At 71.8% G+C, this 16,188-nt stretch carries 16 protein-coding genes; 5 read left to right on the top strand and 11 right to left on the bottom strand.

Going from position 1 to position 16,188, the window contains the following annotated elements:
• Positions 1-18: 18 nt before the first annotated feature.
• The 9 genes from FB047_RS14845 to FB047_RS14805 all read right to left on the bottom strand — a co-directional run bounded on the left by FB047_RS14845 (position 19) and on the right by FB047_RS14805 (position 9,016).
• Complete coding sequence (locus FB047_RS14845) at positions 19-777, bottom strand: SDR family NAD(P)-dependent oxidoreductase (protein WP_136587983.1); 759 nt, start codon at positions 775-777, stop codon at positions 19-21.
• The gene (locus FB047_RS14840) at positions 774-1,775 is read right to left on the bottom strand and encodes a fumarylacetoacetate hydrolase family protein (protein WP_136587982.1); all 1,002 of its coding nucleotides are present in this window, start codon (positions 1,773-1,775) and stop codon (positions 774-776) included. The genes FB047_RS14845 and FB047_RS14840 overlap by 4 nt, the downstream gene beginning before the upstream one ends.
• Complete coding sequence (locus FB047_RS14835) at positions 1,772-2,797, bottom strand: amidohydrolase family protein (RefSeq protein ID WP_136587981.1); 1,026 nt, start codon at positions 2,795-2,797, stop codon at positions 1,772-1,774. The genes FB047_RS14840 and FB047_RS14835 overlap by 4 nt, the downstream gene beginning before the upstream one ends.
• On the bottom strand, positions 2,794-3,927 hold the full coding sequence (locus tag FB047_RS14830) for an FAD-dependent monooxygenase (RefSeq protein WP_136587980.1): 1,134 nt from the start codon (positions 3,925-3,927) through the stop codon (positions 2,794-2,796). The genes FB047_RS14835 and FB047_RS14830 overlap by 4 nt, the downstream gene beginning before the upstream one ends.
• A gap of 31 nt (positions 3,928-3,958) precedes the next feature.
• On the bottom strand, positions 3,959-4,894 hold the full coding sequence (locus FB047_RS14825; protein ID WP_136588095.1) for a cyclase family protein: 936 nt from the start codon (positions 4,892-4,894) through the stop codon (positions 3,959-3,961).
• 110 nt (positions 4,895-5,004) lie between these two features.
• Positions 5,005-5,964: a fumarylacetoacetate hydrolase family protein gene (locus tag FB047_RS14820; RefSeq protein WP_136587979.1), complete on the bottom strand. Its 960-nt coding sequence runs from the start codon at positions 5,962-5,964 to the stop codon at positions 5,005-5,007.
• Between the two features lie 34 nt (positions 5,965-5,998).
• Positions 5,999-7,015 (bottom strand): VOC family protein, encoded by a 1,017-nt coding sequence (locus FB047_RS14815; RefSeq protein ID WP_136587978.1) that lies wholly within the window; start codon positions 7,013-7,015, stop codon positions 5,999-6,001.
• A gap of 235 nt (positions 7,016-7,250) precedes the next feature.
• On the bottom strand, positions 7,251-7,973 hold the full coding sequence (locus FB047_RS14810; protein ID WP_136587977.1) for a hypothetical protein: 723 nt from the start codon (positions 7,971-7,973) through the stop codon (positions 7,251-7,253).
• Positions 7,970-9,016 (bottom strand): Gfo/Idh/MocA family protein, encoded by a 1,047-nt coding sequence (locus FB047_RS14805; protein ID WP_136587976.1) that lies wholly within the window; start codon positions 9,014-9,016, stop codon positions 7,970-7,972. Before FB047_RS14805 ends, FB047_RS14810 begins: the two co-directional genes overlap by 4 nt.
• Before the next feature lie 109 nt (positions 9,017-9,125).
• Here FB047_RS14805 and FB047_RS14800 point away from each other — a divergent pair, with 109 nt between their 5' ends.
• The 5 genes from FB047_RS14800 to FB047_RS14780 all read left to right on the top strand — a co-directional run bounded on the left by FB047_RS14800 (position 9,126) and on the right by FB047_RS14780 (position 13,908).
• The gene (locus FB047_RS14800; protein WP_136587975.1) at positions 9,126-10,394 is read left to right on the top strand and encodes an ROK family protein; all 1,269 of its coding nucleotides are present in this window, start codon (positions 9,126-9,128) and stop codon (positions 10,392-10,394) included.
• Between the two features lie 82 nt (positions 10,395-10,476).
• Positions 10,477-10,890, top strand: a complete 414-nt coding sequence (locus FB047_RS14795) for a hypothetical protein (protein WP_136587974.1) — start codon at positions 10,477-10,479, stop codon at positions 10,888-10,890.
• Positions 10,887-11,876 (top strand): restriction endonuclease subunit R, encoded by a 990-nt coding sequence (locus FB047_RS14790; protein ID WP_136587973.1) that lies wholly within the window; start codon positions 10,887-10,889, stop codon positions 11,874-11,876. The genes FB047_RS14795 and FB047_RS14790 overlap by 4 nt, the downstream gene beginning before the upstream one ends.
• An 86-nt stretch (positions 11,877-11,962) precedes the next feature.
• Complete coding sequence (locus FB047_RS14785; protein ID WP_136587972.1) at positions 11,963-12,922, top strand: sugar phosphate isomerase/epimerase family protein; 960 nt, start codon at positions 11,963-11,965, stop codon at positions 12,920-12,922.
• Complete coding sequence (locus tag FB047_RS14780) at positions 12,919-13,908, top strand: sugar phosphate isomerase/epimerase family protein (protein ID WP_136587971.1); 990 nt, start codon at positions 12,919-12,921, stop codon at positions 13,906-13,908. The genes FB047_RS14785 and FB047_RS14780 overlap by 4 nt, the downstream gene beginning before the upstream one ends.
• A 156-nt stretch (positions 13,909-14,064) precedes the next feature.
• On the opposite strand, the gene FB047_RS14775 is transcribed toward FB047_RS14780, so the two are convergent.
• The gene (locus FB047_RS14775) at positions 14,065-15,051 is read right to left on the bottom strand and encodes a Gfo/Idh/MocA family protein (protein ID WP_136587970.1); all 987 of its coding nucleotides are present in this window, start codon (positions 15,049-15,051) and stop codon (positions 14,065-14,067) included.
• Positions 15,052-15,247: 196 nt separating this feature from the next.
• Positions 15,248-16,111 carry a ThuA domain-containing protein gene (locus FB047_RS14770; protein ID WP_240752838.1) on the bottom strand — a complete coding sequence of 288 codons (864 nt, stop codon included), beginning with the start codon at positions 16,109-16,111 and terminating at the stop codon, positions 15,248-15,250.
• Positions 16,112-16,188: the final 77 nt, after the last annotated feature.

Genomic DNA, 16,188 nt, shown 5'->3' with positions numbered 1-16,188 from the left:
TTATGTCGATTTTCAACATTAGCGGAGCGCATCCGCGAGGACGGTCGCCGCGCCCGACAGCGCCTGTCCGCCGTCGACAGCGATCTCGGCGCCGGTGATGAAGGCCGCGGCATCCGACAGCAGAAAAGCCACGATGCCCGCGACCTCGTCGACCTCGCCCACGCGGTGCAGCGGGATGATCCCGGTGTTCGCCCGCGCGAACGCGTCCGGCGCCGACGCCGTCATCGGCGTGCGGATGAACCCCGGGTGCACGAGGTTGACCCGGATGCCGCGGGGCCCGAGCTCGGTGACGCTCGCGTGCGTGAGCCCGCGCAGCGCCCACTTGCTCGCGGTGTACGCCGCCGTGTAGTGCCCCGTGAGCCCCGCGACCGAACCGATGTTGACGATCGACGACCCGGCATCCATCAGCGGCAGCAGAGCCTGGATGCCGAGCATCGCCCCCGTGACGTTGACGGCGAACACGCGATCCCAGTCCTCTCGCGCGAGGTCGCCGATGCGCGCGCGGTCGGTGATGCCGGCGTTGTTGACCAGGCCCCGCACCCGCCGACCGCCGAGGGATGCGGCGAGCGCGGCCCAGTCGTCCTCGCTCGATACGTCGACGCGGTGGTACGTGACGCCGGCGGCGGCGAGTTCGGGGGCCTCGTCGGCCACGTCGACCGCGATCACCTCCGCGCCCGCGCGGGCGAGGGTGAGCGCCTCCTCGGCGCCCTGTCCCCCGGCGGCGCCGGTCACGACGAACAGCTGCCTCGCGAGGCCCGGCAGGCCCGGCGCGCTCATCGCCCGGCCGTGACGCCCGTCGCTTCGGCCCGCTCGCGCGCCCGCGACCGCGACCGCGCGCGCGGCACGGGCGGCGCCGGCACCCGCTCGCCGACCACGTTGACGATCTCGCCGACGCCCTCGATGACCAGGCGCACCTCGTCGCCGGGTTCGAGCGGGCGCGGGTCGAGACCGCCCCGGCGGCCCCACAGCTCGCCGAGGCAGCCGCCGTTTCCGACCGTGCCCGAGCCGAGCACGTCGCCGGGCACGACGACGGAGTTCCGCGCGGCGTACATCACCAGCTCGGCGAACGGCCAGCCCATGTTCGACACGAGGTCGTGGCCGATCAGCTCGCCGTTGACGAACAGCTCGGCCCGCACCGCGAGGAATCCCTCCGCGTCGAGAAACGGCTCGAGCTCGTCGGCCGTGACGATCCACGGGCCGAGGGTCATCGCGAAGTCCTTGCCCTTGGCCGGACCCAGCCGCACCTTCATCTCGCGCGACTGCAGGTCGCGGGCCGACCAGTCGTTCATCACGGTGTAGCCGAAGATGTGCCGCGCCGCGGTCGCGGCATCCACGTTCTCCCCGTCCGAGCCGGGCGCGGCGCCGATGACCGCCGCGAGCTCGAGCTCGACGTCGAGGCGCTGCGTCTCGGGGATCGCGACGACCTCGCCCGTCGCCCGCACGGTGTGCGGGTTGGTGAAGTAGAACGTCGGCGCCTCGTACCACTCGGGCACGACCTCGCTCTTGCCGTCGACCGAGGCGCTCACGCCCTCGACGTGCTCCTCGAAGGCGACGAAGTCGCGGATCGACGCGGGCACGAGCGGCGCGAGCAGACGCACCTCGGTGAGGGGCCGCGCGAGCGCGCTGTCACGACGCGCGAACAGCGCGAGCGCCGCCTCGAGACCCTGCGCGAGCACCTCGGCCACCCGCAGCCCGTCGGGGAACGGCACGACCGCGTCACCGTCGACGAAGCCCTCACCGACGTCGGCGCCATCGGCCCACCGCGCTATCCTCATGCGTGCACCCGCGTGCGCAGCAGCTCGTCGGCGTTGCGGCCCAGGATGCCGTCGACCTCCGCCGCGGCCAATCCCGCGCCCCGCACGAAGCCGACGGGATCGTCGAGCCCCATGTCGAACGGGAAGTCGCTGCCCAGCAGCACCCGGTCGGCCCCGGCCGCCTCGACGAGCCAGCGCAGCGCCCGCTCGTCGTGCACGACGGTGTCGAACCACAGCTTCGACAGGTACGTCGAGGGGGCGTGCGCGCAGCCGTGCGCCTCGGGGCGCACCTTCCACGCGCGGTCGGAGCGACCGATCGCGGTGGGGAGGTATCCCCCGCCGTGCGCGGCGACGAGACGGAGTCCCGGATGCCGATCCAGCACGCCCGCGAAGATGAGGTGCGACAGCGCCACGGCGTTCTCGGTGGGCTGGCCGACCGTGTTCGAGAGGTAGAAGCGGTCGAGGCGCTCGTCGAGCGAGCATCCGAAGGGGTGGAGGAAGACGACCGCGCGCAGCTCGGCGGCGCGCGCCCAGAACGCCTCGAGGCGGTCGTCGCTGAGCTCGACGTCTCCCGCGAACGACGAGATCTCCACGCCCGCGAGCCCGCGACCGAGCACGGCGTCGTCGAGGGCGTCGACGACGAGGTGCGGGTGCTGCAGCGGCACGGTGCCCAGGCCCACGAGCCGGTCGGGCGCCTGCGCGACGTGCTCGGCGATGAGGCGGTTGGCCTCGCCGGTCGTCCAGGTCGCCAGCCCCTCGTTCGCCCACGGGTAGAAGTGGTTCGGCGAGGGGCTCACCCACTGCCGCTCGACCCCCTGCGCGTCCATCGCGGCCAGGCGCGCGTCGACCGAGGTCAGGCGCGGGAAGCGCTCGCCGATCATGCGCCCCGAGGCCTGGATGCTCGACAGGCCGTTGCGGCGCAGTTCGAGGTCGGCCGCGGCCTGCACCTCGTCGGGCACGCGGCGTTCGACCTCGGCGTGCAGCCCCGGCATGAGCAGGTGCGCGTGGACGTCGGTGACGCCCCGCCCCTCGACCGCGCTCATGCGCGGGCCGCCGTCAGCTGCGCGACACCGAACAGCAGACCGCCCATGTCGGCGTCGCGGACGCCGTCGAGCTGCCATTGGCCGAGCTGCACCGAGGCCTCGACGATCGCCTTCGCCCGCGCCACGCGGCGCTCGTGGAAGGCGTCCCAGAGCGCCTGGTCGACGGCATCCCGCTGCACGAGGAGCTCGCTGAGCACGGCGGCGTCCTCCAGCCCCTGGGCCGCGCCCTGCGCGATCGTCGGCGGGCAGCTGTGGGCGGCGTCGCCGATGATCACGACGCGCCCGCGGTTCCACGGCGCGTCGACGAGGTGGCGGGTGAACCACGTGTAGTTGGCGTCAGCCCCGGCCTCGATGTCGGCGCGGACGTGGTTCCACGGCCCGTCGTACGCGCGGGACTGCTCCACCATGATGCGCCGCGCCTCCTCGGGCGTGGCCTGCGAGCGGTCCTGCGCGGCCTCGACGAGGAAGGCGTACATCGTGTCGTCTCCGGTGGGCGTGTAGCCGGCGATGTACATCGGGCCGCCGTAGTAGAGCTCGCTGCGGTCGACGTCGGGCGGCAGCGACACGAAGGTGCGCCAGATGCCCATGCCCGTCTGCTCGGGGGAGACGTGGATGCCGATCAGCTCGCGCACCGCGGAGTGCAGGCCGTCGGCGCCGACCAGCAGGTCGAACGCACCCGCGGGTTCGCCGTCGACCTCCACGGCGACCGCGTCGTCGGTCTGCGAGACGCCGGTGACGCGCGTGCCGAAGTGCACGCGCGCCCCGTGGCGCTCGGCGGCGGCGAGGAGGATGCGGGCCAGGTCGGGGCGCGACATCCCCATCGTGGAGGGGTAGTCGGGGCCGCCGGTCTTCAGGTCGGGAAGGGCCGCGACCACGGGTGCGCCGGGTCCGGGGGCGCGCAGGTTGAGTCCCTCGAAGGCGTTGCCCGCGGCCGAGACCTCGTCCCAGACGCCGAGCTCGTCGAAGACGCGCAGGGCGTTGCCCTGCAGGGTGATGCCCGATCCGCGCGTGGACAGCGCGGGCTGGGCGTCGTAGAGGTCGACCTCGACACCGGCCTTCGCGAGGAAGATGGCGGTGGCCAGGCCCGCGACGCCGGCTCCGGCGATCGCGACTTTCTGAACGGCGGTCATGTCAGAACCTCTCTGTTCTGGGACGGGGGTGTTAGAGGAGGGCCAGCGGGTTCACCGGCGACCCGACGGCCCCGGTGATCGGCAGCGGGGGAGCCGCCAGCAGGAATTCCCAGCGTGACGCCTCGGTGCACGCCGACGCGAGCTCGTCGAGGTTCCACATCTCGCCGATCGTCAGTCCCAGGTTCGGGATGACGACCTGGTGCAGGGGCTGGAACGCCGGCACGTCGAACTCGTTCGGCCGCACCTCGAACCCCCACGTGTCGGTGGCGATCGCCGCGATCTCGGTGCGGTGCAGCCACCCGGCGGTGGTGAGCGAGAGGCCGGGCGCGGGGCCTCCGGCGTAGTCGCCCCACCCCTCGCGGCGGGCTCGGGTGTAGTGGCCGGTGCGCACGAGCACGATGTCGCCGCGGCGCACCTCGACGCCCTCGGCGGTGGCGCACGCCTCGAGGTCGGCGACGGTGATCGCGTGGCCGTCGGCGAGCTCCCCCGTCTCGGGCGACAGGTGCCGTCCCACGTCGAGGAGCACCCCGCGCGAGACGATGACGGATGCCGCGTGCTCGATGCCCGTGACCAGATCGCCGTCGCTGGTGACGACGTCGCCCGCCCGGCGGCCGTTCCACGCGAAGCCGTGGTCGAAGATGTGGCCGAGACCGTCCCACTGCGTCGAGCACTGCAGGGGCATCGCGATGACGTCGTCGGCCCCGCCGATGCCGTGCGGGAAGCCCTGGTTGCCGCGCTCGGCGTCGGTGCCCGTGTCGGTCATCGTGTGCACGGGGTTGGTGCGGCGGCGCCAGCCCTTCTGCGGGCCGTCGGTGTCGAACGGCTGCGACAGCGAGATCGAGCGCCCCTCGCGCACGAGGGCCGCGGCCGCCCGGCGGATGTCGTCGTCGATGAAGTTGAGCGTGCCGAGCACGTCGTCGTCGCCCCACCGCCCCCAATTGCGGTAGGCCTCGGCGCGCAGCGCGATCTCGGCCTCGGGGTTCTGCCGGTCGAGGTCGGCCGGGTTCTCCGACGGGAGCTGCGCCGGAGCGTCGAGCCCCTGAGCCGCAGCGTCGGGCCCCTGAGCCTGTCGAAGGGTCACGACCCCGCCTCCCCCACGCACCGCACGACCTGCGTGCCGAGCGCCCCGATGGTCCCGGTCATGACGTCGCCGTCGCGCAGGAACCTCTTCCAGTGCTGCCCGTTGCCGGCGGGGCTGCCGGTCAGCAGCAGGTCGCCGGGCAGCAGGGGGTGGGTCTGCGACGCCGCCGAGACGAGGGCGGGAACGTCGAAGAGGAGGTCGGAGGTGTTGGCATCCTGCATCACCTGCCCGTTCAGCTCGAGACGCACCGCGGTGTCGGCGGGGTCGACGAAGCGCGCGGGGACGAGGAGGGGTCCGGTCGGCAGGAACCCGGGGGCGTTCTTCGCCCGGTACCAGTCGGTGCCGATCTCCTTCATGTCCTTGCGGAAGACGAGGTCGCGCGTCGTGATGTCGTTGACGATCGTGTATCCGGCGACGTGGTCGAGGGCGTCTTCGCGCGAGACCCGGAAGGCCTCCTTGCCGATCACGACGGCGAGCTCGAGCTCCCAGTCGTGCACTTCGCTGGAGGCGGGGAGCACGAGCGGCACGTCGTCGCCGACGACGCACGCGGCGAGCCCGATGAAGAAGTACGGCTCACCGCTGCGCGCGCGCTCGTCCATCATCTCGGCGGCGAAGGCGTGCGCCTCCTCGGGCGTGCGATCGGTGTTCTGCGTCAGTCCCGCCGCCACGAGCTGGATGACGTGCTCGCGGTAGTTGGCGCCGGTCTGCAGCACCTGGCGGGGCTCGACGGGCGCCGTGAGGGTGACATCCGAGAGCGGATGCCACTCCCCCGACGCCTCTTCTCGCCCGGAGGCGAGGGCTTCGAGGCGATCCCAGTCGGGGTCGGCGAGGAAGGCGTTCAGACCCCCACCCAGTTCGTCGGCGGTGAGCGCGCGGATGCGGTCTCCGGTGACGAGACCGATGCGCACGGCATCCGCCTCACGGAAGCGCGCGAGCGCGAAGGGTGCAGTCGTCATGGTGGTGCTCACTTTCCCCGACCGGGATCTTCGCTCAGCCCCGGCCCTCGACGGCGTAGGGGTTCAGCAGGGCGTCCTTGATCTCGTCGGGCACGCCCTCTTCGGTGGCGCTGGGGCCGTCGGCGGGCGGGAACGACTCGGTCATCGACATCGGCATGCGGCCGTTGCGGTAGAAGTTGTTCGATCCCTGCGAGGGCTTCCAGGTGTTGGCCTCCCAGTCGGGCACGTAGTTGCGGTACCCGCCGGTGTTGAGCTCGATGCGCAGCGTCGAGGGCTCGCGGTAGTAGAGGAACGTCTGCTCGCCGATGCCGTGGATGTTGGGGCCGTACTCGATCGGGACGCCGTTCTCCATGAGGGTGTCGGCGGCGATGAGGAGCTCTTCGCGGGTGTCGACCCAGAAGGCGTAGTGGTTGATGCGGCCGGCGCGGCTCGAGCCGTCGAGCACGACGCCGAGGTCGTGCGACTTCTCGTTCGTGGTGAGCACGGAGAACACCGAGATCGGCGCCTCGTCGAGCACGGTGCGCGCCATGAAGCGGAAGCCGAGCGTGTCGACGTACCACTGCACGAACGCGTCGACGTCCTGCGTGGCGACCGTGACGTGGTCGAGCTGGCGCGGGGCGCCCGCGACGGGGCTGCGCTTCTCGGGACGGTCGGGGAAGATCGACGCGGTGTGCGGCTCGGCGCGGTGGCGCTCGACGTCCCAGTGCAGGGTCATGTTGTGGCCGAACGGGCCGGTGAAGCGGAACGCCCGGCCGATGCCGCGGCCCTCGAACCACTCGCCCTCGATGCCGGCGGCCTGCACGCGCTTCGCGGCTTCCTCCAGCGCCTCGGCCGACGAGGTGCGCCAGGCCATGGTCTCGAGCGAGGGCTCGTCGCCGTGCGCGACGACGACGGAGTAGGCGTAGTAGTCGCCCCAGCAGCGGAGGTAGACGCGGCCGTCCTCGCGGGCGACCTCGGTCAGACCGACCTGGTTGACGTAGAAGTCCACCGACGCCTCGACATCCGGAGTCGTGATCGCGACGAACGACAGATGAGAGAGAAGCTTGATCATCTTCGATCCTTTCGGGTGAGACGGGTCGTTCCGGCTCTTCTTCCACTATCCGACCGAAGTACGTATCAGGGAAGCCGATCCCGTGGATGCCGCGCATCGGCGTGATCGATACCGCGGCGCTGTGCCCGGCTCGGCGAGGGACCTCGTCCCCTTTCTGGCGGTGCATGTCCCAGAAGTGGTCACCTGGGCGGCATCCAACCCACCAAAAGTGGGACATTGCATAGCCCGGGCGACGTCAGGAGAGAGCGGCGGCGGCGTCATCCGCGGCGAGATCGAACAGGTCGCTGAGTACCGCCCCCTCCCCGGCGTCCAGGATGCGGCGCAGGGCGAGACGCTCGGGGGACTCGCGACGGACGCGGGCCGTGCGGCGGCCCTCCGCGTCGTCGAACGCGACCTCGTGCGGCGGAGAGGCGCTGTCGACGCGCACCTCGACGCGCCGCGGTCCGAGCGCGGTCGCGGTGAGGGCCCCACCCACGCCGCCCCCGATCGCGCGGGTGATGCTCGCCCCCACCCCGGCCTCGCTCCGCACGGCGAGGGTCGTCGCGCGTTCGGTGTCGGCTCTCGAGAGGGCGCGCACGGGGCCGCCGGCGAGCACGCGCGCCCAGCCGACCGCGTCACGCAGCACCGTCGCGGCGTCCGTCCGTCCGCTCCACGCGTCCACGACCACGTGCCGCGTCGTCTCGACGGCGCCGATCGCGTCGGCGACGACGTCGGGGCGCAGGCGCCGGCGCACGACCACGACCGGAACCCGGAGCGCGGCGAGACGCTCATGCACCTCCGCGGGAGCGGGATCGGGCTCGTCGACGATGAACGCCGCCGCCCCCTCGAGCCGCTCCCACCAGGCGCCCCGCCCCTCGACCACCCGGATCGCTGCAGCCCCGCCACCCGGCCGCACGCGCGGGGCGAGCTCGGCCACCGCCGCGCGATAGGCGGCGAGGTCGGTGCGCACGGCGCTCACCGCGTGCCTCCCGCCCGCACCGCCACGGCCGCCTGGTCGGCGATCGCCATCACGAACGCCGCGTCGGCGCGCAGCTCGTCGTACTCCATGGCCGCCTCCCCCCGCAGCAGAGCGGCGAGCGCGCGCCACTCCACCTCGTATCCGTCCCGCCGGTCCACCGGGTACACCGTCTGCACGCCCTGCGCGTCGCGCACGGTGGTGCGCGCTCCCCCGACGTGAACGAACGGCGGGGGGAACTCCACGTCGACGCGGGCTCCCGCGGTGGCCACGCTCACCGTCCACAGCGAGTCGGCGCCCTCCGGCAGCATCACGGCCGTGAACCGCACGAGGGCCCCGTCGGCGCGGAGGGCGAGGTCGAAGCCGATCGGCGCCACGGGCCGCGCCCACACCAGCTCGGGCGTCGCGGGCACGAGATCGCGGACGAGGGGCAGGTCGTGCACGCCCAAGCCCGCGATGAGCTGACGCACGATCGCGGCGCTGCGCTCGGGATCGTCGAGGTCGAGCGGCGGGCGCGGCGCCGCGGGCCCGGCCGGCAGGGGCTCTCCCATCGTGAGGGCGTGATAGCGGTCGTTCGGCGAGAGGCAGAGCGTCACCGTCACCGACGAGATGCGCCCGTCGATGGCGTGCAGGTGGTGGGTCGCCTTGGCCCAGGCCGGATCGAAGAGGTGGTTCGTCCCGACGACGAGCAGCGCCCCCACCGCGGCGCACTCCTCGACCAGACGGTCGGCGTCGTCGGCGGTGTCGGCCAGGGGCTTCTCGACGAAGATCGCGCGGCGGTCCGCGGCCAGGGCGGCGCGCACGTGCTCCGCGTGCCGCGCGGGCGGGCTGCAGATCGCCACGACGTCGACCTCGGGGTCGGCGAGCAGCACGTCCACCCCCGTCGACGCGCGCACCCCGAACCGATCGGCGATGACGGCCGCGCGGCCGCTCCCCGCGTCGCTGACGTGCACGAGCCGGAAGTCCTCGCTCACACGGGCGAGAGTCGGCGCGTGCAGCGCCGCGACGCCCGGACCCGACCCGATGATCCCCACACCCCACGTCATGCCGGCCCCTTCGCCACTTCAGCCTGAAAAATACTGAAGTCGGAGACTAATGAACCATAGATGCGCGAAATCCGGCAGGGTCGGGCCCGTCCTGTGTGAGGATCAACGCATGGCGAACGTGTCCACCCTCCGCTTCGGCGCGCAGACCGACGAGGTCACGAGCCTGCTGCGCATCGTCAACATGGTCCGCGTCGGCGACGCCGTCACGCGCCCCGAGATCGGCCGCATCACCGGCCTCGGACGCGGCGTCGTCGCCCAGCGCGTCGACCGCGCCGTCGAGATGGGCTTCCTCGAGGATGCCGAGTACGCCCCCTCCTCGGGAGGGCGGGCGCCGCGCACGCTGCGCTTCCGCGCCGAGCGCGGCCGCATCGTCGTGTGCGCCCTCGGGGGCCTGCACATCCACGTCGGCGTGACCGACCTCGACGGCGCGATCCTCGACGAGGCGCACCAGGCGTGGGACATCTCCCGCGGACCCGACGAGACCCTCCGCACGGCGACGTCGATGGTCGACGATCTGCTCGCGCGGGGCGACGGCACCCCGGTGTGGGGCCTGGTGGTCGGCCTGCCCGGCCCCGTCGACTTCGAGACCGGCCGGCCCGTCGCACCGCCGATCATGCCCGGCTGGAACGATTACGACGTGCGCACGGTCTTCGAGCAGCGCTACGACGCCCCCGTCTGGGTCGACAACGACGTCAATCTCCTCGCCGCCGCCGAGCGCTCGCGCCGCCGCGACGAGGCCGTCGACCTCATCTACTGCAAGGTCGGGACCGGCATCGGCGCGGGCTTGGTCTCGCACGGGCGCCTGCACCGCGGCGCGAACGGCGCGGCGGGCGACATGGGCCACGTCCGCGTCCCGGGCGCCGAGCAGGTGTGCCGCTGCGGCAAGGTCGGGTGCCTCGAAGCCGTCGCCGGCGGGTGGGCCCTCGTGCGCGACGCCGGCGCCGCGATCGCGGACGGCGCCACGGGTCCGCTCGCCGAGGCCGTGGCATCCGGCGAGACCCTCACGCTGGAGAAGATCACGCTCGCGGCGGGTCGCGGCGACGCCCTGGCCATTTCTCTCGTGCAGGCCTCGGCCCGTCAGGTCGGCGAGGCCGTGGCCGCTCTGGTGAACATGTTCAACCCCGGGGTGATCGTGGTGGGCGGGGCCGTCGCGTCGACGGGTGAACTCTTCCTCGCCGAGGTACGGCAGCGCGTCTACGAGCTGTCGCTCCCGCTCGCGACGCGCGACCTCGCGATCAAGACGAGCGAGAACGACTCCCGCGAGCCGCTCCGCGGGGGCGTGGACCTCGCGAAGGAGCAGCTGTTCGAGCTGAGCCTGCCCCGGTGGTTCGCGGAGGGTCGCCCCACGGTGGCGGCCGTGCACGGAGCCCACGGCTGACTTCTGGCTTTTTTCGACTTTAGTCGTTAGATTATGCGCGGAAGCACGCCGTCGGCGTGCGTGACACGAGGACGTGCCCGCCATGACCCTTTCCGCCCTGCGCGACGACGCCCTCCGGGTGCGCGCCGAGCGCACCGAGGTGCGGGTGTCGCTGCCGTGGATCCGCTCGCTGCCGCTGGCGAGCCTGCTCGACGTCGCCCTCCGCATCGACGGCGCGAAGTGCGACCCCGCGGTCGCGCTGGGCGCCCGCCGGATCTCCCCGGCCCAGCTGTCCGCCGAGGACGCGTGGTGGTACCTCCAGGATCGCGTGGTGCTGGAGATCCCGGATGCCGTCACCCCCGGCATCCACGAGGTGTCGGTGTCGTTCCGCCTCGAGATCCCCTATCTGCCCGGCGGACCCGCGGAACCGCTGCGCCTGCCGTTCTCGTTCACCCGTGACCTGGTCGCGGATGCCGCCGTCGCGAGCGTCTCGATCGACGTGGGGAGCGCCGCATGACCCTCCCCGCCACCTGGACCCTCTCAGCCAGCGCCTTCAACCTCACCCCCGAGGTCATCCGCGCCGAGCGCACCGCCCCCGACCTCGCCCTCACGCTCGTCGAGAGCGGCATCGCGCGGGCGATCGAGATCGAGCTGGGGCAGATGTGGCGCGGCTTCCCCGCCCCCGACCGCGCCGACGCCGAGGCCTTCCGCGATCGGCTCGCCGCGGCCGGGGGACGTGTGAGCATCGTCGGCGTCAGCATCGACGAGTTCGATCGCGCCCGATGCCGGACGGATGCCGAGCGCCGGGCCTTCCTCGAACCGCAACTGCGCGCGGCCGCCGCCGTCGGCGCCGCGGGCGTGCGCCTGCCCATCGGCCAGGCCGGGGGCCTGCTCGACGATCTCGTCCCCCTGCTCGAGGAGCTCGACCTCGTGCTGTTCGAGGAGGCCCAGGGACACGAGACGCCCGCCCTCCGCCCCGACGCGTACGGGCGCATCGCGGCCCTCGACACCCCGCACGTGCGCCTGCTGCTCGACATCAGCATGCTCATGCCGGCGCTCCCGGTCACCTACCTCGAGCGGCTCGAGCGGGGCGGCATCCCGACCGATCTCGTGCGCCGTCTGCGCGACGAGTGGCGCGACCCGGCGACCCACGGCGCGGTGCTCGATCTCCTGCACAGCGGAGGCGTCCCCGGACCCGTGCACACCCTGTACATGAACCTGCTCGTGCGCTTCGGGCGCGCGCAGGTCGCCGACCTGGCATCCGTCCTCCCCCTCCTCGGTGCGGTGCACCTGAAGTTCTGGGACCTCGACGACGCCGACAACCGACTTTCCGACCCCCTTCGCGACGTGGGCGCCGCCCTCGCCGCGACGGGCTTCACCGGCACGCTCTGCAGCGAGTGGGGCGGCCAGGAGTGGCTCGACGACGACCCGTGGGAGATGACCTCGCGTCATCTGTCGTTGGCCGCCGTCGCCCTCTCCGACCGCTCGACCCCTCCCGCGTGAGTCGCCAGAATGTGTCGCTTCGCGCACGCTCGAAGCGACAAGAACTGGCACCTCACGCGCTCGCACATCGAAAGAAGGAGCACGTGATGACCGACCGACCCATCAAATGGAGCTACATGGACCACTGGCGGGCCAACGGCCCCGCCGGCCCCTACGACCAGTGGCAGTCCAAGCTGGCCATGAAGCGCTTCCTGCAGCAGGTCGCCGCCGTCGGCTTCGACGCGATCGACACCTTCGACTTCCGCATCTGGCAGATCTTCGAGCAGTACGGCTCGGTCGCGAACTACCAGGAGTTCGTGCAGGAGCAGGGCCTCGAGCGCATCGTCAACACGTTCCACGGCGTCTACTACTCCCCCGACCGCTACGCGCCCGAGGTCCCCGCGACCCACGGCACGATCCTCGAGGACTTCCAGCGCACGCTCGACATGTGGTCGGGCATCCAGCTCGACAACATCATCGTCATGCCCGGATCGCGCTACTTCGACGAGGCCGGCGTGCCCGACGACGGCCTCAAGCACGCCGCCGACATCTGGGGCAAGGTCGGCGAACTCACGCAGCAGTACGGCGTCAACCTCACCTGCCATCACGAGTTCTACGCCGGCATCCGCACGCGCGACCAGATCGACCGCTTCTACTCGTACGCCGACCCGCGCTACGTGAAGTTCTTCGTCGACACCGCGCAGCACTGCATCGCCGACGTCGACCCCGTCGATGTCTACGAGAAGCACCACGAGCGCGTGACGGGCTTCCACTTCAAGGACACCCGCCACAAAGACGTCAACGACGACTACCGGATGTTCCCGGATGCCGAGGTCTCGGCGAAGACGACAGAGAAGTGGTTCTACGAGATGGGCACCGACGAGGGCCTCGTCGACTTCGAGGCGATGATGCGCTCGGTGCGCGACCACCGCTACACCGGCTGGATCAGCGTCGAGCACGACAAGGCCGACAAGCTCGGCGGCGACTACGCCGAGAGCACCGCGATCTCGCGGTGGTACGCCAAGAACGTGCTGGACGGCATCTACAACGAGGAGGTCGCGCGATGAGCGACGTGCGCTGGGCCTACGCCATCAACCAGTGGGACACCAACATCGACTCGTTCGTGCGGAAGCGCGAGCACGAGCGGGCGTTCAAGACGGCATCCATCAGCGGCTTCTCGGGGGTCGAACTGACCGCCGAGAGCTTCGGCGCGTGGGAGCCGCTCGGCACTCCGCAGCAGCTCGCCGACCTGTACGGCTCGGTCGAGGCGTTCGGGGAGTTCCTCTCCTCGTGCGCGATCGACGCCGTGAGCAGCTACGTCTACGACCCCTCCGTCGGCTTCGAGGTCGAGATGGGGCGCGGGCCGGATCCCCTCGACCCCGCGTCGGTCGAGCAGATCGTGCGCACCGCGCGGTGGTTCGCCGATGCCCTGCGCCGCCTCGGCGGGAGCGTGCTGGTCGTGCGCGCGGCGCCGTCGGCGTGGCAGACCGGCGCGCTCTCCGACGAGCAGATCGGGGTGCTGGCGACGCTGTGGAACGCCGTCGGCTCCGCCATCGCCGAGGAAGGCATCGCCCTGGGCCTGCACGTCGACTTCCTCTCCGCGCTGCGTCTTGGCGACGGCATCCATCGTCTGTTGGCGGCGACGGATGCCGACACCGTGGGACTCGCGATCGACACTGCCGAGCTCGCGATCGCCGAGATCGACCCCGTCGAGCTGTATCGACGGTACGCCGACCGCGTCGTGCACGTGCAGTTGAAGGACGCGCGCGAGACGGTCGACGACGCCGAGGCGTCGACGCCCCACGCCGAGCAGTTCATCCGCACCGAGGGCGGGGCGCGCAAGATCCTGCGCTGGTTCTTCGAGCCGAGCGACGAGCGCGCGCTCGTCGACTTCGAGGGCTTCGTCGAGGCCCTGGCCGAGCACGGCTACCGCGGCTGGATCGTCGTGGAGTCCGACCAGAGCCCGCACCCCGCCGAGAGCACGATGGTCGCCGGTTGGTACGTGCAGAAGGTGCTGCGCCCGATCATCGAGGGGGCGCGGGTCTCGGCCTGACGCACGCGACGAGGGGCGGTGGCCGCGCGGCTGCCGCCCCTTCGTCGCCTGCGGGCGCACGCGACGACAGGCGATCGTTCGGCGACAGGACGAGCCGCTGGCGCGCCGTCCTGTTCTCGCACGATTCCCTGTTCTGGGGAGACCGGATGCCGCGACTCAGCGCGGCTGAAGTCCCGCCACGCGGTAGATCGCATCGACCACCCGCATCGTCCCCGCGCCCCGACGGGCGTCGAGGACGCTCGGCGAGCCGTCGGCGAGCACATCGCGCAGGTGCTCGAGCTGTCGCGCATAGCTGTTCTCCCCCGGCTCCGCCGCGACGGAGCGGAGCACCTCGCCGTCGGACGACGTCACGGTGAGCGTCGCTCCCCACTGCGGAACGATCACGCTCGTCGCGAGCAACGACGCGTCACTCCCGTCGACGCGCACCCACATCGCGCCCTGATCGTCGCCGAGGAACGAGGCCCGCAGGAGAGCCGGGATGCCGCCGGGCAGACGCAGCTCGGCATCGGTCTGCAGGTCGATCCGGGGATCCGCGTCGTACGTCTGCGCCGTGGCCGTAATCACCTCGACTTCGCCGAACGCCGCGCGGAGGAGATCGACGGCGTAGCATCCGACGTCCATCACGGCCCCACCCGCGAGGTCACCGTCGAGACGGATGTTGCCCGGCTGCACGACGAAGTGCGGGATGCTGAAGTCGATCTCGACCAGCTTCACCTCGCCGAGCACGCCGGAGCCGATCGTGTCGAGCAGGTCGCGGATGAAGCCGTGCAGGAGGAAGTGGAATCCGACGAACGCGCGCCGCCCGGCGGCATCCGCGGCATCCGCGATCTTCTGCGCGGTCGTGCCGTTCGCTGACAGGGGCTTCTCACACAGCACGTGCTTGCCGGCGGCGAGCGCGCGCTGCGCCCACTCGGCGTGCACGATCGGCGGGAGCGCGAGGTAGACGAGGTCGACCCGCGGGTCGGAGAGCACTGCGTCGTAGTCGCCCCACGCCGGCAGGTCGAGGCGGTCGGCGAACGCCCGCGCCCGCTCGGGGTCGCGCGCCCCGATCGCCACGACCTCGACGCCGTCGACGTCGCGCGCGGGCTCCACCATCGCGCGCTCCGCGATCCCGCCCGCCCCGAGTATCCCGATCCCGATCATGCCCGCCCCACCCTCACTGATAAACGCTGTTCGTGCGCATGAACGCCGCGGCACCGCGTTTCTCGCACCGGAAAGCGTTTATCGCGGGGTTACGCACTGGCGCGCACCCGGGCACGCCACTCGCCCTCCCCGGCGCACGGTCGGCCCGCTCGCCCGGCTGAGCCGCCCGGCTACGCCGCCCGACCGCCGGCGCGCGTCACCCCTCGCCGTTGTAATACGGCCACGGGTTGATGCGGCGGTCGCCGCGGCGGTCGGGGCCAGTGAGCGTCACCTCGCCCGTCGCCGCCCACTCCACCCCGCGCGGGAACATGCGGATGAACTCGATGCGGCGGAACGTGTCGATGTCGTGGCCGATCGTGATCGTGAACGACCGTCCCGCGCCGTACTCGTTGATCCACGCGAGCGGCTGCTCGGTGTTGATCCCCGGCAGGGCCGCGATCCCCTCGGGCGGGATGTCGACCGGGTAGTGCGACATCGGCCAGACCGGCGCCTTCTCGTAGGCCTCGAGGTCGTCGAACGTCGTGAGCAGCACCTGGGCGCCGTCGTACATCTGCACCCCGACGAGGATGTCGTCGCCGGTGACGGTCCAGGTGGCGTTGATGCCCTCGGTGATCGGATGCCGCGGCTCGGCCGTGTGCAGCTGCGCCTCGCCCCACGGGCGGGGGCGCAGGCCCGTCTCCCACGCGCTGAGCTTGGCTCCGCGCATGACGTTGTACTCCTCGGGGTAGCCCCAGCGGTCCTCTTGCGCCGCGGAGCCGTGGAACCACACGATGCCCTTGCCCTCGTCGTGCACGAAGCGCAGGATCGCGGCATCCGTCTCGGCCCCGAACCCGGTCGCCATGTCGTGGTAGCCGTCGCGGCCCTCGAAGATGACGATGAGCACGTCGTACCTGTCGATGACGGATGCCGGCAGTCCCCGCGGATCCTCGACGACGCGGACCCTGAAGCGCCCGGTGTCCTCCAACAGCGTCGTGATCCACTGGTTGTGCTGGCGGAAGCTGCGGTGGGCGTTGTCGTGCTCGATGGTCATGTGCCCCGAGAGGATCAGGACGTCGATCACCGGATCAGCCCTTGTTCGAGAACGCGGCGTCGAAGAGCTGGTGCGGCGGGGTGATCTCGCCGAGCTTGCGCACGAAC

This window comes from Microbacterium hydrothermale (genome assembly GCF_004854025.1).
GTDB classification, from domain to species: domain Bacteria; phylum Actinomycetota; class Actinomycetes; order Actinomycetales; family Microbacteriaceae; genus Microbacterium; species Microbacterium hydrothermale.
The sequence above is the reverse complement of the archived record's forward strand: the minus strand, read 5'-3'. Positions and strand labels throughout refer to the sequence as shown.

Excerpts from the sequence above, each read along its gene's own strand:
- FB047_RS14845 (WP_136587983.1), bottom strand. The coding sequence starts at position 777 with ATGAGCGCGCCGGGCCTGCCGGGCCTCGCGAGGCAGCTGTTCGTCGTG.
- FB047_RS14840 (WP_136587982.1), bottom strand. The coding sequence starts at position 1,775 with ATGAGGATAGCGCGGTGGGCCGATGGCGCCGACGTCGGTGAGGGCTTC.
- FB047_RS14835 (WP_136587981.1), bottom strand. The coding sequence starts at position 2,797 with ATGAGCGCGGTCGAGGGGCGGGGCGTCACCGACGTCCACGCGCACCTG.
- FB047_RS14830 (WP_136587980.1), bottom strand. The coding sequence starts at position 3,927 with ATGACCGCCGTTCAGAAAGTCGCGATCGCCGGAGCCGGCGTCGCGGGC.
- FB047_RS14820 (WP_136587979.1), bottom strand. The coding sequence starts at position 5,964 with ATGACGACTGCACCCTTCGCGCTCGCGCGCTTCCGTGAGGCGGATGCC.
- FB047_RS14815 (WP_136587978.1), bottom strand. The coding sequence starts at position 7,015 with ATGATCAAGCTTCTCTCTCATCTGTCGTTCGTCGCGATCACGACTCCG.
- FB047_RS14805 (WP_136587976.1), bottom strand. The coding sequence starts at position 9,016 with ATGACGTGGGGTGTGGGGATCATCGGGTCGGGTCCGGGCGTCGCGGCG.
- FB047_RS14800 (WP_136587975.1), top strand. The coding sequence starts at position 9,126 with ATGGCGAACGTGTCCACCCTCCGCTTCGGCGCGCAGACCGACGAGGTC.
- FB047_RS14795 (WP_136587974.1), top strand. The coding sequence starts at position 10,477 with ATGACCCTTTCCGCCCTGCGCGACGACGCCCTCCGGGTGCGCGCCGAG.
- FB047_RS14790 (WP_136587973.1), top strand. The coding sequence starts at position 10,887 with ATGACCCTCCCCGCCACCTGGACCCTCTCAGCCAGCGCCTTCAACCTC.
- FB047_RS14785 (WP_136587972.1), top strand. The coding sequence starts at position 11,963 with ATGACCGACCGACCCATCAAATGGAGCTACATGGACCACTGGCGGGCC.
- FB047_RS14780 (WP_136587971.1), top strand. The coding sequence starts at position 12,919 with ATGAGCGACGTGCGCTGGGCCTACGCCATCAACCAGTGGGACACCAAC.
- FB047_RS14775 (WP_136587970.1), bottom strand. The coding sequence starts at position 15,051 with ATGATCGGGATCGGGATACTCGGGGCGGGCGGGATCGCGGAGCGCGCG.